The 26,665-nt window shown below is 45.6% G+C and carries 21 protein-coding genes and 1 pseudogene; 12 read left to right on the forward strand and 10 right to left on the reverse strand.

The features are described from left to right. Positions 1–12: 12 nt before the first annotated feature. Genes MLD56_RS21790 through MLD56_RS21800 form a run of 3 tightly spaced genes read right to left on the reverse strand, consistent with a single transcriptional unit; the run spans position 13 to position 2,658 of the window. On the reverse strand, positions 13–771 hold the full coding sequence (locus MLD56_RS21790; RefSeq protein WP_029519266.1) for an iron ABC transporter ATP-binding protein: 759 nt from the start codon (positions 769–771) through the stop codon (positions 13–15). Next, the gene (locus tag MLD56_RS21795; RefSeq protein WP_029519268.1) at positions 765–1,715 is read right to left on the reverse strand and encodes an iron chelate uptake ABC transporter family permease subunit; all 951 of its coding nucleotides are present in this window, start codon (positions 1,713–1,715) and stop codon (positions 765–767) included. Before MLD56_RS21795 ends, MLD56_RS21790 begins: the two co-directional genes overlap by 7 nt. After that, complete coding sequence (locus tag MLD56_RS21800) at positions 1,705–2,658, reverse strand: ABC transporter permease (RefSeq protein WP_029519270.1); 954 nt, start codon at positions 2,656–2,658, stop codon at positions 1,705–1,707. The genes MLD56_RS21795 and MLD56_RS21800 overlap by 11 nt, the downstream gene beginning before the upstream one ends. Before the next feature lie 323 nt (positions 2,659–2,981). On the opposite strand from MLD56_RS21800, the gene MLD56_RS21805 reads away from it, so the two are divergent. The 7 genes and pseudogenes from MLD56_RS21805 to MLD56_RS21835 all read left to right on the forward strand — a co-directional run bounded on the left by MLD56_RS21805 (position 2,982) and on the right by MLD56_RS21835 (position 12,131). After that, positions 2,982–3,659, forward strand: a complete 678-nt coding sequence (locus MLD56_RS21805) for a response regulator transcription factor (RefSeq protein WP_029519271.1) — start codon at positions 2,982–2,984, stop codon at positions 3,657–3,659. After that, on the forward strand, positions 3,656–4,573 hold the full coding sequence (locus MLD56_RS21810) for a sensor histidine kinase (protein ID WP_029519273.1): 918 nt from the start codon (positions 3,656–3,658) through the stop codon (positions 4,571–4,573). The genes MLD56_RS21805 and MLD56_RS21810 overlap by 4 nt, the downstream gene beginning before the upstream one ends. A gap of 108 nt (positions 4,574–4,681) precedes the next feature. Continuing rightward, a complete protein-coding gene (locus MLD56_RS21815; RefSeq protein WP_241113422.1) occupies positions 4,682–5,359 on the forward strand; it encodes an ABC transporter ATP-binding protein in 678 nt (225 codons plus the stop codon). After that, positions 5,356–7,914 (forward strand): ABC transporter permease, encoded by a 2,559-nt coding sequence (locus MLD56_RS21820; RefSeq protein WP_029519278.1) that lies wholly within the window; start codon positions 5,356–5,358, stop codon positions 7,912–7,914. Before MLD56_RS21815 ends, MLD56_RS21820 begins: the two co-directional genes overlap by 4 nt. Positions 7,915–7,966: 52 nt before the next feature. Next, positions 7,967–8,421, forward strand: a pseudogene (locus tag MLD56_RS21825) (IS30 family transposase); the annotation flags it as partial. A 495-nt stretch (positions 8,422–8,916) separates the two neighbouring features. Next, positions 8,917–9,594, forward strand: coding sequence for an ABC transporter ATP-binding protein (locus tag MLD56_RS21830; protein WP_165149490.1), 678 nt, complete (start codon positions 8,917–8,919; stop codon positions 9,592–9,594). Beyond that, positions 9,591–12,131, forward strand: a complete 2,541-nt coding sequence (locus MLD56_RS21835) for an ABC transporter permease (RefSeq protein ID WP_029519283.1) — start codon at positions 9,591–9,593, stop codon at positions 12,129–12,131. Before MLD56_RS21830 ends, MLD56_RS21835 begins: the two co-directional genes overlap by 4 nt. A 111-nt stretch (positions 12,132–12,242) precedes the next feature. Here the strand turns inward: MLD56_RS21835 and MLD56_RS21840 are convergent, their stop codons facing one another. Then, complete coding sequence (locus MLD56_RS21840) at positions 12,243–12,773, reverse strand: GNAT family N-acetyltransferase (RefSeq protein WP_029519285.1); 531 nt, start codon at positions 12,771–12,773, stop codon at positions 12,243–12,245. Between the two features lie 260 nt (positions 12,774–13,033). On the opposite strand from MLD56_RS21840, the gene MLD56_RS21845 reads away from it, so the two are divergent. Then, positions 13,034–14,008, forward strand: coding sequence for a ring-cleaving dioxygenase (locus MLD56_RS21845; protein ID WP_029519287.1), 975 nt, complete (start codon positions 13,034–13,036; stop codon positions 14,006–14,008). Between the two features lie 157 nt (positions 14,009–14,165). Here the strand turns inward: MLD56_RS21845 and MLD56_RS21850 are convergent, their stop codons facing one another. The 4 genes from MLD56_RS21850 to MLD56_RS21865 all read right to left on the reverse strand — a co-directional run bounded on the left by MLD56_RS21850 (position 14,166) and on the right by MLD56_RS21865 (position 20,671). Further along, positions 14,166–15,863: a M3 family oligoendopeptidase gene (locus MLD56_RS21850; RefSeq protein ID WP_029519289.1), complete on the reverse strand. Its 1,698-nt coding sequence runs from the start codon at positions 15,861–15,863 to the stop codon at positions 14,166–14,168. A gap of 237 nt (positions 15,864–16,100) precedes the next feature. Further along, positions 16,101–16,910 (reverse strand): bifunctional hydroxymethylpyrimidine kinase/phosphomethylpyrimidine kinase, encoded by an 810-nt coding sequence (thiD, locus tag MLD56_RS21855; RefSeq protein WP_029519291.1) that lies wholly within the window; start codon positions 16,908–16,910, stop codon positions 16,101–16,103. 197 nt (positions 16,911–17,107) lie between these two features. Continuing rightward, positions 17,108–18,514, reverse strand: coding sequence for a hypothetical protein (locus tag MLD56_RS21860; protein ID WP_029519293.1), 1,407 nt, complete (start codon positions 18,512–18,514; stop codon positions 17,108–17,110). A 246-nt stretch (positions 18,515–18,760) separates the two neighbouring features. Further along, complete coding sequence (locus MLD56_RS21865; RefSeq protein ID WP_241113423.1) at positions 18,761–20,671, reverse strand: bifunctional 2',3'-cyclic-nucleotide 2'-phosphodiesterase/3'-nucleotidase; 1,911 nt, start codon at positions 20,669–20,671, stop codon at positions 18,761–18,763. Between the two features lie 218 nt (positions 20,672–20,889). Here MLD56_RS21865 and MLD56_RS21870 point away from each other — a divergent pair, with 218 nt between their 5' ends. From MLD56_RS21870 to phnE (MLD56_RS21885), 4 genes are all read left to right on the forward strand, one after another. Continuing rightward, on the forward strand, positions 20,890–21,858 hold the full coding sequence (locus MLD56_RS21870) for a phosphate/phosphite/phosphonate ABC transporter substrate-binding protein (RefSeq protein WP_025722520.1): 969 nt from the start codon (positions 20,890–20,892) through the stop codon (positions 21,856–21,858). Positions 21,859–21,991: 133 nt separating this feature from the next. After that, positions 21,992–22,762 (forward strand): phosphonate ABC transporter ATP-binding protein, encoded by a 771-nt coding sequence (gene phnC / locus MLD56_RS21875; RefSeq protein ID WP_029519296.1) that lies wholly within the window; start codon positions 21,992–21,994, stop codon positions 22,760–22,762. After that, the gene (phnE, locus tag MLD56_RS21880) at positions 22,759–23,613 is read left to right on the forward strand and encodes a phosphonate ABC transporter, permease protein PhnE (RefSeq protein ID WP_029519297.1); all 855 of its coding nucleotides are present in this window, start codon (positions 22,759–22,761) and stop codon (positions 23,611–23,613) included. Before phnC ends, phnE (MLD56_RS21880) begins: the two co-directional genes overlap by 4 nt. Continuing rightward, positions 23,610–24,407, forward strand: a complete 798-nt coding sequence (gene phnE / locus MLD56_RS21885) for a phosphonate ABC transporter, permease protein PhnE (protein WP_029519299.1) — start codon at positions 23,610–23,612, stop codon at positions 24,405–24,407. The genes phnE (MLD56_RS21880) and phnE (MLD56_RS21885) overlap by 4 nt, the downstream gene beginning before the upstream one ends. 85 nt (positions 24,408–24,492) lie before the next feature. Here phnE (MLD56_RS21885) and MLD56_RS21890 read toward each other — a convergent pair whose 3' ends face one another. Continuing rightward, on the reverse strand, positions 24,493–25,623 hold the full coding sequence (locus MLD56_RS21890; RefSeq protein WP_029519301.1) for an aminotransferase class V-fold PLP-dependent enzyme: 1,131 nt from the start codon (positions 25,621–25,623) through the stop codon (positions 24,493–24,495). Between the two features lie 162 nt (positions 25,624–25,785). Beyond that, positions 25,786–26,661, reverse strand: a complete 876-nt coding sequence (cysW, locus tag MLD56_RS21895) for a sulfate ABC transporter permease subunit CysW (RefSeq protein ID WP_029519303.1) — start codon at positions 26,659–26,661, stop codon at positions 25,786–25,788. Positions 26,662–26,665 lie beyond the last annotated feature (4 nt).

Here is a 26,665-nt window from a genome sequence, read left to right on the forward strand (position 1 = left end):
TTAACATTCCCCCTAAGTGAAATAAACGCAAATTTTATGGTCACCAATCTGTTGAATCGGAATATCCATATCGTACAAGTCCTTTAATACCTGACTATCAATCATCTCGTCTGCCGTTCCTTGTTTTAGCAACCTGCCATCCTTCATCCCCACAATATAGTCTGAATAGCAGGATGCAAAATTAATGTCGTGCAGCACGACTAGAATCGTTTTGCCGAGATCATCAACTAAACCACGCAACGTCTTCATAATCTGAACCGAATGCTTCATATCCAGATTGTTCAGTGGCTCATCCAGGAGGATGTATTCTGTGTCCTGAGCCAAAATCATGGCAATAAAAGCCCGTTGTCGCTGTCCCCCACTAAGCAAATCAATATGCTTGTCCTTCATATCCTCCAGTCCCATGTAAGCCATAGATTGCTCCACCATTTTGCGATCCTCGCTGTTCAATCTGCCCTTGGAATACGGAAAACGACCGAAACTGACTAGTTCCTTCACGGTTAAGCGGATGTTGACATCGTTGGTCTGTTTTAAAATCGATATCTTCCGAGCTAGCTCCTCACTTTTCGTCAGGCTCACGGCCTGCCCGTCAATGAGGATTTCTCCCTCATCACTGTCAGTCAGGCGACTGATCATCGACAACAAGGTGCTTTTTCCAGCGCCGTTAGGTCCAATAAAGGAGGTAATCGTGCCTTTAGGTACAGTGACAGATACCTGATCCACCACATTTTTATTCCCGTAGCGTTTGGTTACGTTTTTGACTTCTACCATGACTTATTCTCCCGCAGCAAAAGGTACAGGAAGTACACCCCCCCGATAAAGTTAATAATGACGCTGACTGTTGTCGATAAGTCGAATACTCTTTCTGCCAGCAGTTGGCATCCTGCCAACGCAATAACACTGACACAGATAGAGGTCGGAATAATATAACGATGCTGATAGGTTTTCATCACCTGATAAGCCACATTGGCCACAATTAATCCGAGAAACGTAATCGGCCCGACAAGCGCTGTAGAAATGGAAATGAGAATCGCTACGATAATTAGCAGCCTTTTGATAATAAAACCATAAGGGAGACCTAAATTAATCGCATGCTCTCGTCCGAGCGACAGCACGTCCAGATACTTGATGAATCTCCACGCATAAGCAAATACGAGCACAAGCACGAATACAGAAAGCCATAACAGTTCGGTGTTTACATTACTAAAGCTGGCAAAGCTCTTGTCCTGGATTTTCGCAAATTCGTTTGGATCAATCAGTACCTCCATAAAGGTAGACAGACTGTTGAATAGTGTGCCGAACACCAGACCAATCAGCAAAAGTACATAAATCCCACGTCCATCTTTGCGGAAAATTAATTTGTATAGCAGTCCTGCGAACAGCACCATCAGCCCCACCGACAGCAAGAAGTTTAATTCTTTGCTGGTCGAAATCAACGGGACGGAGCCAAATGCAAAAATAATCGTCGTCTGAATCAGCATGTACAGTGAATCCAGGCCGATAATACCCGGAGTCAAAATCTTATTATTCGTAACCGTCTGGAAAATAACGGTTGCAAAAGCAATGGAGCCACCTGTCAGAATGAAAGCTGCGATCTTTTTCAATCGTCGTGGCAGCGCGTAATGCCAGGTATGCGGAAGATCTATAAACACGAAAGCAGCAATCAACACAAGCGCGGCAGCGGCTAATATGCCGATTTTTAATTTAGGATTCATAGGCCCTTCTCCTCAGCAGCAAATACAAGAACAACGCGCTCCCGATCACACCCACCGTAAGCCCTACAGAAATTTCATACGGATAAATGATCACCCGTCCCAGAATGTCGCAAAACAGCACAAAGACGGCGCCCAAGATCGCTGTATGGGCCAGGCTTTTTTTCAGATTATCCCCCATATACATACTGACGAGATTAGGTACAACCAGCCCCAAAAAGGGAATTGTCCCGACCGTTAAGATGACAACAGAGGAAACCAAAGCCACGATCACTAACCCGACATTGACGGTGCGCTTGTAATGTACGCCCAAATTCGCCGCAAAATCCTCGCCCATGCCTGCAATTGTGAAACGATTCGCATATATGTACGTCAGCGCAACCAAAGGAACACTAAGATATAGCATCTCATAGCGACCACTCATGATTAGAGAAAAATCCCCCTGCATCCACGAAGAAATGCCCTGGATCAGATTGTATTTGTAAGCAAAAAAGGTCGTTACCGAATTTAAAATACCTCCAAACATCAAGCCGACAAGCGGGATAAATACCGGGTCCTTGAAACGGATTTTATCCAGTATTTTCATGAAAATCAGTGTTCCCCCTAGAGCAAATCCGAAAGCCGTCAGCATCTTCGTCCAAAATCCCGCTGCTCCAAACACCATAATAGCCATCAGCACACCCAATCGTGCCGCATCCATCGTCCCTGCAGTGGTGGGAGAAACAAATCGGTTCCGGGTAAGCTGCTGCATGATCAATCCACAGATACTCATACTCGCCCCTGCGATAATGATACTGATCAATCGTGGGAATCTGCTAATCAGGAGTACCTGCGCCTGATCGTTGGTTAAGTGGAACAAATCAAGTGGAGTTACATCATGAACACCAATAAAAACCGAGGCGAAAGCCAGTACCAGAAAAGCCAGTATTAAATAGCGCAATTTCATCTCTAACTAAGGGAGCCTGTCCAATAACCTGTACCAAGCTTCGGCCCTGTCCTCCCCTCCAATAATGATAATGATTATCAAAATCAACTAGCATAAATTATATCAGTGATATTGTATCTGTCAAATTTTTTTGCAATGAATAAACCATATCAAGAAAGGTGTTAGCAAAACCTGAATAGTCTAAAGAGCGAATGAGCAAATAAGAGCAATATCCTGTAAAATACAGATGGAATATTTAGGATTGCCCTTTCTTTCATTACTGTAGAAAATATTGGAATTGGGGTTTCATTAATTTGATGGACCAAAAAAACAGGAGGAGAATGATGAATCACATACTAATCGTCGAGGACGATATCGCCTTGAGTAACGGTATTGTTCTTGCTCTTAAAGAACCTAACAACGTATTTACACAAACGTATGACACTGCTGCTGCAAAAGAACAATTGAACATCACTGCTTTTGACCTAGTGATACTTGATGTAAACTTGCCGGATGGGAATGGACTCGACCTCTTAACCCATATACGTAAAACAAAAGCTTTACCAGTCATTGTTCTGACTGCGAATGATATGGAAACAGATATTGTCACTGGTCTTGAGCTGGGTGCTGATGACTACATCACCAAACCCTTCAGTCTGATGATACTGAGAGCAAGAGTTGGTGTTCAGCTTAAGAAATCCAAATACTCGCTTGCAGACTCCATTCAGCTAGGTGATTTTTCCTTCTCATTTGAGAGGATGGAATTTAATAAGAATGATATACCGATTGAACTAAGTAAAACGGAGCAAAAATTGTTGCGCATTCTAATCAACAATCGAGGAAATACCGTTTCGCGTGATCATTTAATAGACAGCATCTGGACTGACGGGGCTGAATATGTAGGTGAAAATGCCTTGTCGGTTACGATAAAAAGGCTACGTGACAAGCTCGAGGATCATCCTTCTTCCCCACAATATATTAAAACGGTTTATGGGCTGGGCTACACATGGGCGTTGAAATGACAACACTCCTATATATATGTATTGGAATTGCCGTTGTTGCTGTATGCACCGCTGTGGGTGCTATTATGCTGTATCGCAGGAGCATCCATAAAACAATGAAAACCATTGAGAACATGCTGGATGCCGCGATAAATGGCAGCTTCTCAGAGGATGTCTTTGATGAATCCGTTCTTTCTTCAATAGAAGCTAAATTCGTGAGATTTCTTTCCATTTGTTCCGTGTCCTCCAAAAATCTGCTTGCTGAAAAGAATAAAATAAATGAGCTGATTTCCGATATTTCACACCAAACGAAAACACCATTGGCCAACATCCTGCTTTATTCCCAACTACTTAGCGAATACGAACTATCACAGGATACCTCCACTTGTGTGAAAGCTCTATCAACACAGGCCGAAAAGCTTAATTTCCTAATCCAGGCATTGTTGAAAACATCGCGGCTTGAAACGGGGATTATCACGGTAGCGCCAAGGCAAGAATCTGTTCATAAGCTCCTTGATGCTGCACTGGAGCAAATAACGCCAAAAGCAGATGCCAAAGGGATTTCAGTTATTAGGGAGGACACCGTTATTCATGCTTATTTTGACCTAAAGTGGACCAGTGAAGCTGTCTATAACATTATGGATAACGCTATAAAATATACAGAGACAGGCGGAAGCATGGATATAAAAGTGATGGCATACGAATTGTTTTGTCGAATTGATATTACTGATAGCGGCATAGGCATTGCAGAAGAAGAACAAGGGAAGATCTTTACCCGCTTTTATCGCTCCCCTACTGTTAACTCGCAGGAGGGTGTCGGGATTGGACTGTTTTTAGCTAGAGAAATCATCGCTGCGGAGGGTGGGTACATCAAAGTACGGTCACACTACGGCCGTGGTTCTACCTTCTCTATTTTTCTTTCTATGGATACTTAATTCTTTCAATACCGTTAGATTTCAGAAAGATTGTAGAAAGATTAGTGTGTTAGTGTCTGTACTGTAGATGACTACGATACAGACATTTTTTTGTGGAGGAGAATGTATATGGCTCTATTAAAAACTCAGGCATTAAGGAAGCATTACGGGAACGGAGATACTGCTGTTCATGCCTTAGACGACGTGAATCTGGAGGTGGAAAGCGGAGAATTTGTCGCTATTGTCGGTACGTCCGGGAGCGGAAAATCTACCCTTCTCCATATGCTGGGTGGACTTGATCGTCCGACAAGTGGAAACGTTACGATTGACGGCAAGGATATTTCTACACTAAAAGACGAAGAATTGACTATTTTTCGCAGACGAAAGATTGGCTTTGTTTTTCAAAATTACAACCTGGTGCCTGTCTTGAATGTCTACGAAAATATTGTGCTTCCTATTGAACTGGACGGTAAAGAACCAGACAAAGCCCACGTAGATAAAATTGTACATACCTTGGGCCTTGACCATAAAATGAATAATCTGCCAAACAATCTTTCCGGTGGACAACAGCAACGTGTAGCTATTGCCAGAGCACTGGCAGCCAAGCCCGCCATTATCTTGGCAGATGAACCCACCGGAAATCTGGACAGTAAAACCAGTTTGGATGTAATGGGATTGATTAAGGTATCCAGCCAGCAGTTCGCCCAAACGATGGTGATGATTACCCACAACGAAGAAATCGCGCAGATGGCAGATCGCATCATCCGCATTGAGGACGGTAAAATAGTTGGCGGTGAAGGCAAATGATCAAAGTAAAAAACAGTAAGGCGGTTCGTAATTTATCAGATAAGAGTTTTAAAGCCAATAAAATCCGCAATATTATTGCGATTATCGCTATTTCCTTAACCACTTTGTTATTTACATCTCTATTTACTATGGGGCTTGGCACGATGGATAGCTTCCAACAGGCAACGATGCGACAGGCTGGTGGGGCAGGGCAGGGTTATCTCAAATATATCAACGATGAGGAATTTAATCACATCAAAGACCACCCTCTTATTAAAGAGATAGCGTATAGCCGCGTGTTAAGTGAAAAGGTGACGAACGAGCAATTTTTAAAGCGCCATGCGGAGTTCTGGTATCATGACGATGTAGGGCTGAAGCTAGGATTGATTGAGCTAGAAAAAGGCCACAAGCCAGTGGCGGAAAATGAGGTTATCGCGGACTCGAAGACCCTACAGTTACTGGGTACTCCCCTGAAAGAGGGCGCCACATTGTCCTTGAAGCTTGAGGTTCACGGCAAAATGGTACAGCGTGAATTTATCCTCTCCGGCTGGTGGAAGAGTGACCCCGCCGCCATGATAGACAGAGGTCAAATTTATGCTTCTAAAGCTTATGTGGATGCACATGCCGAAGAATTACGCTACACATATAAGCAGGATCATGATATGACCGGAACCATCAATGCAACTATCATGTTCGGTAACAGCTCGAATATGCGGGAAAATCTTAATAAAGTGATTACAGAAAGCGGTTATTCCCTTGACAAAAATGCACCGAACTACATTGCAAGTTCTGTGAACTGGGCGTATCTTTCCAACACTTTCAGTTCGAACCCTGAAGCCGTCTTCCCCCTAGCCACTGGTCTGTTACTGATCATGCTTACTGGCTACTTGATCATCTATAATATTTTCCAAATCTCGGTGATGCGTGATATTCGTTTCTACGGTCTTCTAAAAACCATTGGCACAACCAGCAGGCAAATCAGCAGAATTATCCGCAGACAGGCATTATTTCTTTCCTTGATCGGGGTTCCTATCGGCTTGCTCGCAGGTTTTTTAGTCGGCAGATCGCTTATCCCTCTGCTGCTTATGAACACTTCTATGCACGCAAATGCTGAGGTAACTACATCCCCCAGCCCATGGATTTTTATCGGCTCCGCTTTGTTTGCAGTCATGACAGTTATGATCAGTGCATATAAGCCTAGTAGAATTGCGGCGACTGTGTCTCCGATCGAGGCAGTAAGATACGTAGACGGAACTACCAAAAAGGATAAGAAAAAACTAAAAAAATCTACTAACGGTGCTAAAATGCCGCTGATGGCTCGAACCAACTTAGGCCGCAATAAGAAGCGGACTATTTTGGTGCTGCTTAGCCTTTCTCTAGGTCTAGTGCTACTGAATACTACTTTTACATTATCCCAAAGTCTGGATATGAATAAGTATGTGTCTAAAAGTCATGACACTGACTTTCTGATTGCACATGCTGATTATTTTCAAGAACATTTCACGGGCCCTGACAATGCAACGACAGAAAGCTATATTCAGGCCGTTCAGGCACAACCCGGTTTTGAAGAAGGTGGACGATTGTACAGTGGCGGCAATTTATTCACTGTCGAGTATAAAGAGAACAAAGAGGGGAAGAAGCTGTACGGGGAAATCGTCACTCCTGACGCTCGCGGCAACTTATCTGCACCAGTGTATGGGCTTGAAGATCTCCCCCTTCACCGACTACAATTAATTGATGGTGAGCTTGATTATGGCAAGCTAGCTTCAGGAAAGTATATTTTGGAAGGAATCAGGTTAGACAATTACGATCATCCTGAAATGGAACTATCCGTATACAAAGTAGGTGAAAAGGTTACTCTTCATAACTATATGGACACAGCAAATGCCCAGGAGTATACTAGCCATGAATTCACAGTGCTTGGTCATGTTGGCGTAAAATCATCCAATTCTGGTGTAGCCGTTGCTAGTTATACTGACTTCTATCTCCCGGCGGATATCTACAAAACGCTTGTGAAGAAGCCTGTGGTGATGAGTTATGCCTTTAATGTATCCGATAGTAAAGAAAAAACGATGGAGAGCTTCTTAAAGAACTATACCGAAATAAAGGAGCCCACGATGCATTATAAATCCAAATTCACCTCAATTGCCGAGCTTTCAGGTATGCAAAAAACAATTTTGATGATCGGCGGTACGCTCAGTATTATTATTGGGGTGATTGGCATTATTAATTTTGCAAACGCGCTTCTAACTAGTATTCTGACCCGCCATCAAGAATTTGCTATACTACAAAGTATCGGCATGACCAACAAACAATTAAAAACAATGCTTGTTTATGAGGGGATGTACTATGTGCTCGGCACCAGCATATGCTCCATCTTATTAGGAAGCCTATTTTCCGTCCTGATTGCGAGACCCTTGAGTAGTCAAATATGGTTTATGAGTTATAAATTTATTATCTGGCCGCTGATCCTCGTGCTGCCTGTTCTGCTCGCTCTTGGGATCTGTCTTCCTCTCGCTATTTATTCTCTGAGCGACAGGAAAACTATCGTAGAACGACTGCGAACAGAAGAATAAATCCCCCTGTAAAGAAAATGACCTGGTTAAAACTTTTGGCTGGGTCATTATCGTATGCTTTAAAACCATCTATCGCTGGCTATATATAGACCTTTTGGTGAAAGGCCTACTTACCGTCCTGCGACACAAAGGCAAGCCCATCTCCCAGCGTCCAAAAGAGGTACGGTCTCGGGAAACGTTCGGTCATTAGGAACTGGACACCGTCGTTTCAGTCCGTGGAGAAAGTAAGGCTGTGTGGCCACATTTGTGGAACGCAAAACCCGCTTGTACACCACCATTCAGATGCCGGATCGCACGGCGTTATCCATGGAGATTGCGTTTGGTATAGCTGCTTCCCCGTACCCTACTGCTGCATTCCAAACGGTAACCGCTGACCGCGGTAAAGAGTTTGCCTGCTATTCAAATTTGGAAGCCACTCATGATGTACAAATCTATTTCGCTGATCCGTATCCCTCCTGGCAACGGGACTCTAATGAAAACGCGAATGGCATTGCTACATCCTCCTTTACTCACAACTGCTTAGCGAATATGATTTGCTGGAGGATACTCCTCTTGTATAAAAGCTCTATCCACACAAGCCGAAAAACTTCATTTCCTTATACATGCATTGCTAAAGGGATCAAATACACAGAAACTGCCGGACACATGAACATTAAAGTGATGCGTACGATTTTTTGCCGAATTGATATTACCGATAATGGCATAGGCATTGTGGAAGAGGAATATGGTAAAATCTTCACGCGCTACTATCGCTCCCATACCGCTAATTCGTAGGAGGGTGTTGGCATTGGACTATTTTTAGCAAGAAAAAGAGCTCATGGTAGAAGGTGGTTACATCAAGATATGTTCACGCCGGGGTAGCTCACCTTTTCCATTTTTCTTTCCATAGGCAGGTTATTCTTTCAACATTGTTAGATTTCAGAAAGATTGTTGAAAGATTATTATGATACGGTCTGTATAGTATAGCAAGGAGATACAGACTATTTCTTGGAGGGAAACAAAATGACTTTATTAAAAACTCAGGCATTAAAGAAAAATTACGGTGATGGGGATACCGCTGTTCATGCCTTAGACGGCGTGAATCTAGAGGTGGAAAGCGGAGAATTTGTCGCTATTGTCGGTACGTCCGGGAGCGGCAAATCCACCCTTCTCCATATGCTGGGTGGACTTGATCGCCCAACCAGTGGAAACGTTACGATTGATGGTAAGGATATTTCTTCACTGAAAGACGAAGAATTGACTATTTTTCGCAGACGAAAGATTGGCTTCGTGTTTCAAAATTACAACCTGGTACCTGTCTTGAATGTCTACGAAAATATTGTGCTTCCTATTGAACTGGACGGTAAAGAACCCGACAAAACCCACGTAGATAAAATTGTACATACCTTGGGCCTTGACCATAAAATGAATAATCTGCCAAACAATCTTTCCGGTGGACAACAGCAACGTGTAGCCATTGCCAGAGCACTGGCAGCCAAGCCCGCCATTATCTTGGCAGATGAACCCACCGGAAATCTGGACAGTAAAACCAGTCTGGATGTGATGGGATTGATCAAAGTATCCAGCCAGCAGTTCCGCCAAACGATAGTGATGATCACCCACAACGAGGAAATTGCGCAAATGGCGGATCGTATCATCCGTATTGAGGACGGTAAAATTGTCGGCGGTGATACAAAATGATCAAGGTAAAGAACAAAAAAGTAATCCGTAATTTATCAGAGAAGAGCTTCAAAGTAAATAAAGCCCGTAACCTCTTTGCTATTGTTGCCATAGCACTAACCTCATTGCTATTTACAACACTGTTCACTATGGGGATTGGCGCTATAGAAAACTTACAACGGGCAACTATGCGACAGGTCGGTGGAGATGGACATGCCGTACTCAAATATATAACGGATGATGAATTTAATCATGTCAAGGATCATCCATTGATCAAGGAAATCGCTTATAACCGTATATTAAGCGACGGAGTTAAAAACGACAACTTCCTAAAACGCCGTACAGAGTTCTGGTATTACGATGATGTAGGGATGAAGCTCGGTTTTATTGAGCTTAAAGAGGGGCACAAGCCTGTCGCAGAAAATGAAGTGATTGCAGACTCCAAGACGTTGCAGCTATTGGATGTTCCACTGAAGATTGGAGCACCTTTGAGAATAAAGCTTAACATACGAGGTAAAGAAGTACAGCGTGATTTTGTCCTCTCTGGCTGGTGGAAAAGTGATCCTGTAGTTAAGGTAGGGCAAATATTCGCTTCTAAAGCCTATGTCGATGCTCATGCCAAGGAATTACAAAGCACCTATAAAAAGGATCACTTCTATACAGGAGTCATTTGTGCATATATGATGTTCGACAATAGTTTTGATTTGCGAGGAAAGCTCAATAAAGTGATTACCGAAAGTGGATATTCGCTTGACGAAGATGCACCGAACTATATCGCGAGTAATGTAAATTGGGCATACATCTCAACCAATTTTAGTCTAGATACAGAGACCATCATAGCGTTGACTTCTGCCCTGTTACTGATCATATTTACTGGTTATTTGATCATCTATAATATATTCCAAATATCGGTAATGCGAGATATCCGTTTTTATGGTCTTTTAAAGACGATCGGTACAAGCAGTAAACAAATTCGCAGGATCATCCGCAGACAAGCGCTGATTCTATCAGTTCTAGGAATCCCGATTGGATTGATTGCAGGTTTTTTTATTGGTAAATCGCTCGTGCCTTTTATTATAAATATGAGTAATTTTAACGGTACCGTGATATCGGTATCTCCCAACCCATGGATTTTTATCGGATCTGCTTTGTTCGCGCTCATTACCGTAATGATCAGCACTTTCAAGCCAGGCAGAGTTGCATCATCCGTATCACCGATAGAAGCAGTCAGATACACAAGTGGGGCAAACAAGAACAATGGTAAGCTGAAAAAATCAACCGGAGGTGCAAAAATCCACCTCATGGCTCGTTCCAACCTGGGGCGTAATAAAAAACGTACTATTTTAGTGGTGATTAGTCTTTCTTTAAGCTTGGTGCTTCTAAATACAGTTTTCACGCTGTCTCAGAGTTTTGATATGGATAAATTTTTATCCAAATTTAATGATACCGATTTTCTCATTGCCCATGCTGGATATTTCCAGGTCCCGAGCAGTTTTAGTGGGCATGAAAATGAAACCACTGAAAGTTTTATTAAGGCTGTACAGGCACAACCAGGCTTTGAAGAAGGCGGTCGATTGTACGGTAGTCCAACGGTTCTCACTGCTGAGAATACAAAAGGAATCACGGATGAAACCCAGAACACTGATGCTCGCGGCAACTTCCTTATAGAAGTGTATGGTCTTGAAGAGCTACCGCTACATCGGCTGCAATTGATTGATGGTGAGCTTGATTTTAAGAAACTAGCTTCCGGTAAGTATATCCTGGAAGGCGTCGAACTGGATGACAACGATAAGCCCTACATGAAATCCACTCATCATAAAGTAGGAGAAAACGTTACTTTGCATAGTTATGTGAGTACATCAGATGCTCCACCGGATAGAGAGTATATAACGCAAAAGTTTACAGTACTTGGCCATGTGGGTATCAAATATTCCAATTCGGATCGCTTTCAGAGTTATAGCTTCTACCTCCCGGCGAATATATACAAATCACTTGTAAAGCAGCCTGCGGTAATGAGCTATGCCTTTAATGTATCTTCAATTCAGGAAGCATCCATGCAGAGTTTTTTGAAGCGATACACTGAAACAATTGAACCAATGATGAGCTATGAATCTAAAATTACATCCAGAGATGCTTTATCAGGTATGCAAACTACTGTTATAATGATCGGCGGCCTGCTCAGCTTGATTATTGGCCTGATTGGTATCCTGAACTTTATTAATGCGATTTTAACCAGCATACTGACCCGACGCAAAGAATTTGCTATGCTGCAGAGCATAGGCATGACCAAACGGCAGCTGCGAGGAATGCTAATTTATGAAGGGTTATATTATGTTGGGGCTACTAGCCTAACCTCTATTCTATTGGCAGTCTTATTTTCTCTTTTGATTGTGAAACCGTTTTGCAGCTTGCTATGGCTTTTAAGCTATCACTTTATAATTTGGCCACTTCTAGTCTCATTGCCTTTACTGTTATTGCTTGGGATACTTATTCCAGCAGCAGTCTATTCTATGAACAACAAACAAAGTATTGTAGAGCGACTTCGAGGATCAGAGTAGATACACCTAACAATAAGAAAGCAAAATACCCATGCGCGTCAAAAAAGATGACTTCTGATCCATTCAGAGATCATCTTTTTATGCTTAGAAAGGTTCTTATTTGCAGAACAACTATCCCCGCCACTCTTCCCGTAAAAGCCCCATTCGGATCGAATCATAATACTCTCCATCATAATATCTGCACTTGCGAAGCCTGGCTTCGAGGGTCATGCCCAGTTTCTCCCCAACCTTCATCATCCGATGGTTTCCTGACCAGGTTGTAAAGCCCACTCTTACTAGAGGTAATGTATTAAACAAATGCGTGATCCACAGTCGAAGCACCCTCGTACCGTACCCACCGCTCCAATACCGCGAATCAAAGATACCTATCCCCATTTCAAGCCATTGGGAAGGCTGATGCTCCCAATAGTAGCTAACCGATCCAATGACCTTACCCTCCACTTCAATGATCCAAAAGTCATCTTGCCCGATTCGCTTTTCCTTCTCTTTTAAATACTCCTCAAAAGAAAGTGGCTTATGTTCATAATAAGGTGCATCCCACTGCTTCCATTCCGGTGCTTCTTCCTTAAAAGTTAACGTCCAAAGAGCCGGCAGGTCTTCTTCTGTAACAGGCCTAATCGTTAAATCCTTATCCGTATACATTGAGTACACTCCTTTTATAATAAAATTCGTTCTATCTATATTGGGCCTTATTGGGCTTTATTGTATCTGCTTTTGCATTATTTCGAATTTCTATTATTGTCCGTCATGAAACTGTATTGTAGCAAGACCGTAATTTAAGTTGACAAACAATCAAAAATAATATATCTTAATATCAAGATAATAAATATAAAGAAAAGTTTTTCGACTGTTTATTTTGTTTAGAAAAACCTAATCATATAAAAACCAAGGAGGATAATGACATGAAACTATTAGGATTGCATCACGTTTCGGCGATTACAGCAGCAGCGGCTAAAAATGTTGATTTTTACACTCAGGTAATGGGACTTCGGTTGATCAAGAAAACGGTGAACCAAGATGATGTTAGTGTGTATCACCTTTTTTACGGAGATGAGCGTGGAACTGCGGGTACAGAAGTCACTTTCTTTGAAATTCCACATGCGGGACAAACTCGTACAGGAAATAACAGCATTTCAGCTCTCTCCCTACGGGTACCAAATGACAAGGCACTGGATTACTGGAAAAACCGCTTCGAGCAGCTGGATGTAAAACATGGCGAAATTACGGATCAAGCAGGACGCCTGGCACTTTCGTTTGAGGATTTTGAAGGACAACGCTTCTTCCTCGTTTCAGATGAGCATGATCACGGAATGCGTGGCGGCACGCCTTGGGAGAAAAGCCCTGTCCCTGCCGAATACGGCATTGTAGGACTTGGGCCCGTTCATCTGACCATTCCCAAAGCGGAGAATACTATTCTCATTCTTGAACAGGTTATGGGCTTCCGCAAAAAGGGCTCCTATCCTTCCCCTGTTGCTGGACAACCGGATGTGGTCATCTATGAAACGGGTGAAGGCGGTACAGGAACTGAGGTGCATCTGGAAGAGCGCAACGATCTGCCACAAGAGCGACCAGGACGCGGCAGTGTGCATCATGTAGCTTTCCGTGTTGAAACCGAGGAAGAGCTCAAACAATGGGTAGAGCGTATTGGTCAGCTGCAAATTTCCAACTCTGGTTTTGTAGATCGCTTTTATTTCCGTTCCTTGTACTTCCGTGAGCCGAACGGCATTCTGTTTGAATTGGCTACCGATGGACCAGGGTTTGACACCGATGAGGAATTGGAGTTTCTGGGCGAATCCCTATCACTGCCTCCATTTTTGGAGTCGCGCCGTGCTTCGATTGAGGCTAATCTCAAACCACTCAACACCAAACATGAATAAGGTATATTTGCTCTAAAATCACACAAAGCCGGGACTCCTACATCATGTAGAGGTTCCCGGCTTTTTTTCGTGCAACCGCCCTGCTTTTACCTATAAAACATGTCATTTGCATGCTTTTCCGCTTTGACAGGTAAGTGAAATGCCCTTTTTAGTTAGCTTACAGCTTTTTATCATCCACACTGTTCAGCCATGCTTCGATTTCTCCGATTACTGAGGCAATGCAACCATCTTGGAATGGCGAGATGAGTCCAGCCAGCTCAACCAATCCGGTAAAGGATCGACTTCCCCCAGCACGACACAGCTTCAAATAATCTTCCCACGCTGCTGTCCGGTCGATACTCATGCGTTTCCAGAATTGGAACGCGCACAGTTGCGCGAGTGTATAGTCAATGTAGTAGAACGGAGATTGGAAAATATGCCCCTGTTTGTGCCAGAATCCGCCCTGCTCCAGATACTCGTTGCCTTCATAATCCAGATGCGGTTTATACTTACGTTCAATGGAGCGCCATGCGCTTTTACGTTCGGCTGGGGTCCAATCCGGATGTTCGTATACAGCATGTTGGAATTCATCCACGGCTACGCCGTAAGGAACGAACAGCAACGATGAAGATAGATGTTCAAAGTGATATTTGTCCGTATCTTCCTCGAAGAACAGATTCATCCAGGGCCATGCAAAAAACTCCATGCTCATAGAGTGAATCTCAGCCGCCTCCATCGTTGGCCAATGGTACTCGGGAATTTCAAAATGTCGGCTTTCATAGACCTGGAAGGCATGACCTGCTTCATGCGTCAATACGTCGATATCACCGGACGTACCATTGAAATTGGAGAAAATAAACGGCGTGCCATATTCGCTCAAAAATGTACAATAGCCTCCACTTTGTTTTCCCTTTTTGCTGATCAAATCCATTAATCCACGTTCGATCATAAAGCTGAAAAATTCATGTGTTTCCGCTGAAAGCTCCTCATACATGCGTGCTCCATTACGAAGGATCCACTTCGGGTCACCTTTAGGCGTAGGATTGCCTGACAGGAAGTTGAAGCCTTCATCGTAATAGCGAAGCTGATCTACTCCAATCCGTTCGCGCTGGCGCTCCTTCAGCTTGGTTGCCAAAGGAACGATGTGCTTGAGCACCTGCTCGCGGAAATTGGCTACCATCTCGGCATTGTAATCTGTACGTCCTAAGCGGGCATAGCCCAATTCTACGAAGTTGTCATAGCCCAGCTTGTGTGCCATGCGCGTACGTACCTTGACCAATTCATCATAAATTCGATCCAGCTCGTCCTCATGCTCACTCATAAATTGATATTTAGCCTCGGAGGCCTGTTTGCGTGTCTCCCGATTGGTAGCCATTTCAAATGGCAGGAGCTGTGACAATGTGCGTTCTTCCCCCTCGAACGGGATCTTCGCTGAAGCAATCAATTGAGCATATTCCGAAGTCAGCTTATTCTCCTGCTGCAAATCCTCAATAATATCCGGATGGAACGACTTGAGGGCTACCTCGGCAATACTGAAAAGCTGGCTGCCCCATAGACTCTCCAACTCGTTGCGGAATGGAGAATCCACCAATGCCCGGTAGTAATCGGTTACATACTCCTGAATAACCGGCATGAAATCATCAGCGTACTCTTGCTCCGCTTTGTAAAAGGCGTCCTCCGTATTAATGGAGTGCCGAACTTCCACCAATTGCAATTGCGTTTCCACATTACTGCGCAGCTTATTAATCGCATGAATCACTTCATTTTGACGTTCTACGCTGTCCGCTTCACGAAACTGCTGCAACAGCGTTTTAAACCGCTGTTCAATTTCAGGTTGCTCTGGTCGGCTGTAAGCCATTTGGCTGAATAATGTCATTGCTTCGGTTCCTCCTTAAATGTAATAAATCTGATGCCTATTATACAGTACGATTAGACCAAACTGGAAGCTGAAATTCCAATAAAATACAACCTCAAAAGCCGCAATACTATGTATTGCGGCTTTTGAGCCTAATCTAACTTATATATCATAGATGTCGCTGCCTAAAGCAACCTAAATATATATACAGCCTGGTGGGGATTTATAAGTCTCCCTAATGTCGCAGACCTTCATGCTTTATTGGTTTTGCAAACGATGTGCCGCATGCAGGGTTGGACCGACGAATTCATTCAGCTTGAAGCTACCTTCAATGGCCTGTGTAATGAATTTCTTGGCCTGATCCACTGCTTCACGTACAGTCAGCCCTTGTGCCAAACCAGCCGTTACCGCTGCCGAAGTGGTGCAGCCTGCACCGTGGGTAAAGTTTGTTTTTACAACATCGGCTTCAAACCAGTCAAAAGTGATTCCGTCATATAGCAGATCCATCGCTTTACCTGCACGAATTTTGCCACGGTCCTTGATCAGTACATGCTTAGCTCCACGCTCATGGATAATCGCAGCCGCTTCCTGCATCTGCTCCAGTGTCGTGATCGGTCCATTCTTCGCCAGTTGCGAAGCCTCGAACAAGTTCGGTGTTACCAGGTCAGCGCCAGGGATCAACAATTCCAGCATCGCCTCTGTATTTTCCGGCTGAAGCACTTCATCCGTGCCTTTGCAGACCATGACCGGGTCAATTACGATCCGCTTCAAATCATGCTTTTTCAAATGGCTGGCTACCAGCTCGATAATTTCAACGGAACCAAGCATGCCGGTTTTCATCGCATCAAAGCCGATACCTTCCAATACAGTACGCAGCTGCGCTTCTACCACATCCAACGCAACAGGATATACAAGATGGTCCCAGGTTTTAGGCCCCATCGCTACTACGGTTGTCAATACGGTCATACCATATACGCCAAGCTCCTGAAAGGTTTTCAGGTCTGCCTGAATACCCGCTCCACCGCTTGTGTCGGAGCCGGCTATCGTTAATGTTTTGGGAATCGTCATTTGTTCATGCTCTCCTTCACTTTCTGTGCTGCATTTATCCTAATCCCGCTTGCGAAACTTGTCAACGCGCAATACGATCCTCTCTATGCTAAAAGTCACAAGCGACGGCAGCAGCTAAAAAACGAGAACATCCCCTTTTGAAACGGGAATATCCTCGCAATAACGTGTTATATGAAGAATTTGAAGGAAATTTAGAATTATAAATATCCGCCGGTACTGTGATCATAGGCATGATTCTTTTCATTTGCACGTACGCCCAGGCATAGGCTCTGATACAATTGCTGCTGTTCCGGTGTAGCAAAATTCCGATGCTGCTCAAATAAAGCCATACAACCAATGATATGTTCGGTATAGCTATTATCAACAGACAATTGCAAGCAATGCAGTGTTTGTCCCACTCCCTCGGGGTAATCGCCTTTTCGGAAATAATATTCTGCAAACACCTTACAAAAGGATGCAAAACGAAATGCATTAAAGTGCTTGCGATAATGAGTGTCCCATCGTTCCGGTGCAAGCTCCCAGAAGTTCTTGAGTTGCTGACTAAACAGTCCCAGTTCGGCATCCACGAAATAACCGAACCGGTTCGCCGATTCGAGCAAGGTGTTCAAGCCTTCCAATGTCTCATCCGGATGCTCGCGCAGGTAAGTAATATATTCATAGATTGCAGAAGTGTTGCCCATTTTAATTTCAATACAAAGTCGGTTGCCCTGTGCATATACACGATGCAAGTTGACCACTTTCCAGCCTTCTTCGTCTAAACCCTCAAACCAGCTCAAATCTGCATAACCTTCAATCCATTGCTTGGATTCCTCATATCTACCCTGAAACTCATAGCAACTGGCCTTGAGCAGATGCCCCTGAGCATAGTAATAAACGAGCGGCTTAAGCAGCTCCAGGTGCTCATCTCCGAAACGGTTCCGATTGCGATACAATGCCTGCGCCAGCTCTCTTAGCTCGTCCGCATACATTTCCATCTCGGACCATTGCATTTTTAAAGCAAACACTTGAGATAGCATATGTAAGCCTTCCAATGCGTAAATTTCCGGTAGACGACTACGGTACAAATGGAATTGTACAGCAGCCTTCAAGTTCCGTTGGTTATCCTTAATCTGAATCTGGAATATACGGAAATAGCTGATCGCCAATCGTTCAGAGTGGGTATACTTCTCACTTTCGATGACACAATCATACAGAAGCATGGCGGCTTCATGTCTGCCATCCTCAAACATCGCTTCTGCGGTCTCAAAAATGGCAGGAACGTTCGATAAATCGTCCATCAAATAGGCAAGTACACTGCGTATACACTCCAGCTTGTTCAACTCTGAACAACGCAGGAGAAACGGACGCAACCTCCTCCAGTGCGGCAAGGAATGAATAAAACATTCATCAACATACATCTCGAACAAAGATCCTTCTTCCAATCCCATGGCCTCGGTAATCAGATCAAGCTGATTGACTGAGATCGGCCGTGGTGGGTTCCGATTAAGTATACCGCTAAGTGTACCCGGATTTACCTTGGAAGCATCTGCAAAAGACTGCATTGAAATGCCTTCAGTTTGAATATACTTTTCTATTTCTGCGCGGATCGTGGTGTTTTTTTCCAAAGGGACACCCCCTCAAACGAATGATGGTGACTTTTTCATTACCTTTTAAACCAAAATTTGTTTAATCAAAGTATATGTCTATTTATACGAGAGGTCAATAACTTTAAACACGACTCAGGACATATAAAATCACGAGTTTTGTACGATTTTAAATCTGTTTTATGAAAAAAGACCGTCCTCTGCGGGACAGTCTATTTCTATTATTTTGATGCTGTGGACTTATAGGACAAAAACTAGTTAGCAGTTCTACCGTGAACGTCCGAAATCGACGGCAAACTTAGCGTACCCTTCTACCGTTAACCCTTCATAAAGCAACTCCGAATAGGCATTAGCGGCATCCGTTGCTTGCGGTGAGGTCAGGAACGTCACATGCGGACGCCCTGACCATGGGGCGAGGGACCAATGGCCGTCAGCTTTTGGCGTCAACGTCTTCATATGCCGCACGTATTCGGTCAGCACATGACGATTCTCATCCGGTGAAGCAAGTATAATTCGCTCTCCACCCGGATTGACCAGCGCAGAGGAAAACGCGCGATAGTTATTCGTAACAACCAGATAATGTCGCTGCATATCCATCGGTTCGCCATCAAAAGACATCTGAATGATTCTGTGTGCATCTGGGTCCTTTAGGCCCCCGTCAGCATCATATCTGGCTGGCTGTGTTACATCAATCTGATACCTGATGCCGTCGATGATATCGAAATTAAAGCTTGGAAAATCAGAATTAATCAGCTCTTGCTCTTGTTCTGCTGAAGGATCAATTTGCCGGAATTGACCAGCAGACCACTCCAGCCATTCCCGAATTTCCGTTCCGGTCAGTCGAACGACATGCAGCGTATTCGGAAAATTGTACAGATCGGCGATATGCTTGATCGCCAACGTTCCCGCTGGAATATGGGTATAGTACGATGGGCCATATCTGCCGCCTGTTTTAAAAGGAGCTGCTGCCGACAGAACGGGCAATCCTTCGTACTCGCTCCCTTGCATCTGCTGCTTCACATACCACATTTGCGCATCATTCACGAGCTGAACCGAAGCATCATCCATCACCTGAGCAAAAAAGCTGTTCACCGCCACCGTCGTCTGACCTACAGGTGCACGAATATACTCTAGTGTTCCGGCGTGCTCTTCTGCTACCGCCTGCTGAATGGCAGTATCCGGTTGTACCAGCGCCTCCTTGCGTATCGGATCATACACCGGGCGTACCTCGGCAGCAGATGCAACCACCTTCCACTTTCCTCCACTAAAGGTCAACTCCAGATCAATGATCCCCAGATGATCCCCCCAAAAGCCCGGCTCCACGGCTGGAATATCATGGATGGCACCTCGCTCTAGATCAACACCTGTTTTCCCCATAAACGAAGGTCCAGGGAATACTTTATGGGCATGACCAAACACAATGGCGTCAATCCCTTCCACCCTGCTCAGATGCAGCACCGCATTTTCCATATCAAGTGTTTCGGGAATATCTTCGAAGCCAGCATGGGGCATGGCAATGATCAGATCGGCTCCCGCTGCCTTCATTTCTGGAATAAACCGTCTTGCTGTTTCCAGCATATCTTTGACAATGATTTTCCCCTCCAGCCACGCCTTGTCCCATTGCATAATTTGCGGAGGGACAAAGCCGATGACCCCCACCTTCAATAGATGCTTACTGCCTGCTTCATCCTCTACCGTCTTATCCAGCAATAGATAAGGTGTAAAATAATTTCGTTCTTGTTCTCCTGCTATATAAATGTTGGCATTCACATAAGGAAATTTCGCTCCTTGAAGGCAAGTCTGCAAATATTCCAGTCCATAGTTAAATTCATGATTCCCGATATTGCCCACCTCGTACCCAAGCAGATTCATGGCTTTATAGGCGGGATGCACCGCGCTTGGGTCTTGTTGAAGGCGTTGTACAGCATAATCCCCCATCGGATTCCCTTGAATCACATCTCCGTTATCCAGCAGCAGGTGATTGGGCACCTCTGCCCGGGCCGTTTGAATCAGGCTGGCAGTTTGCGCCAGACCGTAATGCAGCGTTTCCTGATCTGTATAATAGTCATAATTCCACAAGCTGACATGCAGATCGGTTGTAACCATAATGCGGAACTTCACCCTCACAGGACCTACATTTTCATGGCCTGCCTTTTCGTTAATATCCAAAATATCCAATCTTGTTCTCTCCCTCAGCTTCGGTCATAGAGCTTGAACAAGTCTAACAGAGCACTGTTAAGAGAATGTTAATATGATAAATTTTACATCATTTTTACCAAAGTCAGGAGTGGTTTTTACCCTAGCAACGGGACTAGCTGTTAAGATTTGGTTTGTCACAGCATTTACAGGTTTTTTAATTTTATTTTCGTTATTACGATGTTTAGGGGGAAATTATTTTGTTCAAAAAAGCACTGACCTTGTGCATGACCTTCACACTGGCAGCGGGTCTAGCCGCTTGTGGCTCCAATGCAAGCAATAACAACAGCGCGTCCACTCCGGGTACAGATGGTTCTAAAAACGAAAGCACAGCCTATGTTCCTAAGGAGTTAAAGGTACAGTTCGTTCCTTCTCAAAATGCAGATACGCTCGAAGCCAAAGCCAAACCGCTCGAAAATCTACTGGGTGACAAGCTTGGAATCCCGGTGAAAGTAACCGTATCTCCTGACTACAATACGATTGTGGAAGCCATGTCTTCCAAACAGGTAGATGTAGGATTCCTTCCGCCGAATGCTTATGTACTGGCCCACGATAACCGTAAAGCAGCCGACTTGCTGTTGCAAGCTCAACGCTACGGAATTGAAGATGCCACAGGCAAGGACACGACTGAAAAAGTGAACTTTTATAAAGCCATGATCGTAGTGAAAAAGGATTCTCCGATTCAAAGTCTAGCTGATCTGAAAGGCAAGAAGGTTGGCTGGCAAAATGTAACCTCCTCCGCAGGCTACGTGTACCCTGCAGCAGAGCTGAAAAAAGCTGGCGTGGACCCGGACACGGATGTGCAGGGTGTAACAATCAAAGGCCACGATGCTGCTATTCTGGCGTTGCTGAACGGTCAGGTTGATGCGGTAGCTGTTTTCCAAGATGCACGTAACACGGTGAAGAAAGAAATCCCGGATGTATTTGAAAAAACTCGCGTCATTCATTACACAGCTAAAATTCCAAATGACACCGTCAGCGTACGTTCTGATATGGATCAAGCGTGGAGAGACAAGATCAGCCAAGCCTTTATTGACATTGCCAAAGACCCAGCAGGCGGCGAAATCATTAAAGAGATTTACACCCATGTAGGTTATGAAAAGGGCGACGATAAAAACTTCGACTCCGTGCGTGAATACGCCGAAGCTGTTGGTCAAGCGGTTAAGTAATCGGAGCAAGCAAGGTACTGTAATGAAGTAACAGCTACGAAACAGGCTTTACGAATGACAGGGCAGCACCGTCCATGTATTCATGGCGGTGTTGTTTTCATTCCACCCCATCGGGGGAGAAAGTTGGGAGCATATGATCGAATTTCGAAACGTATCGAAAACATACCCGAACGGCACCAAAGGGTTGAACAATATTAATTTGACGATTCAGGAGGGAGAAATGGTCGTCATCGTCGGCTTATCCGGTGCAGGTAAGTCTACCCTGCTGCGTTCCATTAACCGACTGCATGACATTACGTCCGGCGACATTATCGTGGGTGGCAGGTCCGTCACGTCTGCTGGAAGCAGCGAGCTGCGGCGCATTCGCCGTGATATCGGCATGATCTTTCAAAGCTTCAATCTGGTTAAGCGTTCGACGGTGCTCCGCAATGTACTTTCCGGCCGTGTCGGCTATCATTCGACGCTGCGAACCATTCTCGGCCTCTTCCCGAAGGAGGATATCGAACTGGCACTAACAGCGCTGGAGCGCGTGAACATCCGCGAAAAAGCCTACAGCCGGGCAGATGAGCTGTCCGGTGGCCAACAGCAGCGCGTATCCATCGCCCGCGCTCTGGCGCAAGAGGCTAAAATCATTCTGGCGGACGAGCCTGTCGCGTCGCTGGATCCGCTGACCACCCGCCAGGTGATGGATGACCTCCAGCGGATCAACCGTGAAATGCAGATTACGACCATCGTCAATCTGCATTTCATTGATCTCGCGCGCGAATATGCAACGCGGATCATCGGATTGCGCGCCGGAGAAGTGGTCTTTGACGGCACACCGAAGGAAGCTACGGATGAGGCCTTTGCGGAGATCTACGGCCGGGCCATCAAGCATGATGAGCTGCTGGGAGTGGGATCATGAAGCCCGACTCTACTGCCCAGCCGCTCTCTTCGACGCAACCGTCACCGCATGCTGGACCGCCGCAGCCAAGTAAGCCGCCCGCAGGGCCACCTTTGCCAGGACGCTATAAGCGTTACGCCACCTGGATGATCTTTATCGTAGTGCTGGTAGCCTGCTCCATTCATACGGATGCCACGCCTTACCAATTGATCGTTGGCTTACCGGAGATGGGCAAATTGCTGGAGGAAATGTTTCCTCCTGATTGGAGTTACTTGCCTACCATCTGGAAACCGATGCTGGAAACGATCCAGATCGCTATTGTCGGCACGACACTGGGAGCCATATTGGCGATCCCTGTCGCGTTGCTGTGTGCCTATAATGTAATGCCGCGCAAGCTGATTTCGCTGCCGATGCGCACGATCCTGAATCTAGTACGGACGATTCCCGATTTGCTGTTCGCCTCGATCTTTGTGGCGGTATTCGGCATCGGGCCGTTTGCAGGGATGCTCGCCCTGCTCTTCTTCTCCTTTGGCATTATAGCCAAGCTGACCTTTGAGGCGATTGAAGCCATTGATCCCGGACCACTGGAAGCTATGACCGCTGTTGGCGCGAGCCGCATTCAGGTCATCGCCTTTGGTGTCGTTCCGCAAGCTCTGCCTTATTTTGTGTCGTACTTGCTGTATACCTTTGAGGTTAATGTGCGCGCGGCTTCCGTTCTGGGCCTGGTTGGCGCTGGCGGTATCGGTCTGTTGCTTGACCGTTCTCTGGGGCTGTTCCGATATGATCGGGCAAGCATCATTATTCTACTGACCCTCGTCATCGTCCTTGCGATTGATTACGGCAGTAACCTGCTACGGAGGAAATTATTATGAATGATCCTACGCTTCGCAGACCTATGGGCTCCCGCCTGCGCCTATGGGCGATAGCTATTCTGCTAATCATCATTTATATTTGGGCTTTTCGCGGGATGCAGTTTGAAGGATTACAGGGAACGGCCAAAAGTGTCTCTGTCGCTATATTGGACGGCTTCCTTCATCCCGACTGGTCGTTCGTCTACATCCCTGAGGGAGAGGATTTGCTGCGCGGGTTGCTGGATACGCTGGTCATTTCAGTGCTCGGAACCTTCGTGTCCGCATTTGTCTGCCTTCCGTTCGCCTTTTGGGCGTCCAGCAATATGACCCGTCTGCGTCCCTTATCGGGTAGCGGGAAATTTGTACTTAGTGTCATCCGGGTATTTCCCGAAATGATCGTCGCCATCTTGTTTATCAAAGCCGTTGGCCCCGGCTCGTTTGCGGGTGTGCTTGCCCTCGGCATTCATTCCATCGGCATGCTGGCGAAGCTTTTCTCGGAAACGATTGAAAGTGTCGATCACGGGCCCCAGGAAGCTTTGATCGCGTGCGGTGCCAACCGTTGGCAGGTGATTTTCTTCGCCGTGCTACCGCAGGTGATTCCACAGTTTCTTTCGTATTCGCTTTACCGTTTTGAAATTAATATCCGTTCTGCTACCACGCTTGGTCTGGTCGGTGCAGGTGGTATCGGTACTCCGCTACTGTTTGCACTCCAAATGCGCAACTGGAACCGCGTAGGCGTTATCTTGCTCGGCATCGTGGTCCTGATCATTTTGACGGATCTGATTTCCGGCTGGCTGCGCAAACGAATCGTATAATTAGAATTCTAAACGCCAAAAAAGCCTCTCCTGTGTAAAAAGGGACATGTTATGCTCCCATTCACTCGGAAGAGGCTTTTGTCGTTCAACATCTCCCTGCCAATTCATCTAAAACCCGTCGGACTTCCTCAGCCGTATTGTAAAAATGCGGAGCCACACGGATAACATCCTTTCGTGCTGAAACGATCATATTTTGGCTTCTCAAATTCTTCTCCACAGCCGACACGTCCGCTACTTCAACAGCGAGTAGGCTTGGTAATGTGCCTCCCCTGTAAGGTACACGTATGTGTAGCCCTTTGCGTCGTCCATATTCAACGGAAAAATCCAACAACTCACTCATATAAGCCTGAATATTCGTGACCCCAATCTCCAGCAGCAGCTTTAAGGCCGCATTGGCGGCAAAAATGCTAATGAAAGAAGGCAATCCCGTCTCAAAGCGTCGGGCTCCCGCCGCCGGAACCGGGTGAGCAATATCAAACCGGGAAGCGGGCTCCTGCCCAAGCCAGCCCGTAAGACGGGGCTTGAAGCGGTCTATTCGATCCTTGCTTACATAAAGAAAAGCCACGCCCGGAATTCCAAGCATATATTTGCGTGCTCCAGCGACCAGAATATCTACGCCCATTGCCTTTACATCCACTGGAATAATCCCTACAGACTGATAGGCATCCACAAACAGCAACGCCTGATTTCGGTGAGCTATATCTGCAATGGATTTTAAATCCTGCTGAAATCCGTTGGTATAGTTCACTTGTGACACCATAACGAGCGCAGTTTTCTCCGTAACATGCTCCTCATACTGTTCTATTATCACTTCTCCCTCGATGGAGGGGATACAACAGATGTGATCACGGAACATCTCCTGTGCCTGCCAGATGTGTCCCACTGTCGGGAAGTCGGTGTCCGCATACACAATGCCTTCTTTTCCCGATACATAAGGAAGGGCTGTGGCCACCCCGGCAATCGCCTCAGAGGCTGAGGACAGGACCGCAATTTCGTCAGTCTCCGCCCCGATGAGCTTGGCAAAATGCCCTCTAGCCTCCTCCAAACGTGCCATAGACAGATCACCGTTATGACCGTGTTGCAGCAAACTTCGATGATATTCCTCAATGGCAGCGGAAACCGGCCTCGATACGGCCCCTTGGGAACAGCTCCCTACATGGATATGTGAGGACAGCACTGGAAACAGCTGACGGTAGGACTGAAACGGATGTTTCATTTTTCCCTTCGCTCCTCCTGGGCACACCAACGTGCCTTGATATGATCATTTTATTATCCATATCAGCCACCTTAGAACAAGGGCCTCTCTTCCCATCTTCTCGCCGTTAACAGACGATAGACGCAAAGAGAGGCCCTAAGGGATCATATACAAAATCATAAGTTAATGCACGCGTTTGCGTCCAAACCAGCTTTTAAGCACCAAGGTTGCCAGAGCAAGTAATAATAATAACGAGGCCACCGCAAAAGATGCCGAGAACTGATATTCGTTATACAAAATTTCCACATGCAGCGGCAGTGTGTTCGTCTCTCCCCGGATATGTCCAGAGACGACGGACACTGCACCAAACTCACCCATGGCTCGCGCATTACACAAAATGATGCCATACAGCAGACCCCACTTGATGTTCGGCAGCGTCACTTTCCAGAAAATGCGCCAACCGCGCGCGCCCAGCGTGACCGCCGCTTCTTCCTCTTGCTGTCCCTGATCTTCCATCATTGGAATGAGTTCTCGCGCCACAAATGGAAAGGTGATGAACAGCGTCGCTAAAATAATACCAGGCAAAGCAAATATAATTTTAATATCATGCTCGTCCAGCCACGGTCCAAGCCAGCCCTGTGCACCAAACACTAATACATACATCAGCCCTCCAACGACAGGAGAGATGGCAAAGGGTAAATCAATCAAGGTGACCAGTAAGCCTTTGCCGCGAAATTGAAATTTCGTGATCAGCCAAGCGGCAGCTACACCAAATACCGTATTCAGCGGTACAGTGATCGCTGCCACCAGCAGCGTCAACCGCAATGCAGACATGGCATCTGGGTCTCGTAGCGCTTCAACGTATACGCCCCATCCTTGCTTGAGCGCTTCGGTAAGCACGACGATTAGCGGCAATACCAGTACCCAGAGCAAAGCTAAAAAAGCAGCAACAATCAGCGTCCACTTTACCCAAGGGGCTTCGGTTGTGACCCTGTTGGGCGGTGCAGATGAACGCACTGGTGCAGAAGCAAGCTCCTGCCCAGTTATTGCTTGTGACATGGTG

It is taken from the genome of Paenibacillus peoriae (assembly GCF_022531965.1).
In the GTDB taxonomy this organism is placed as follows: Bacteria; Bacillota; Bacilli; order Paenibacillales; family Paenibacillaceae; genus Paenibacillus; species Paenibacillus polymyxa_D.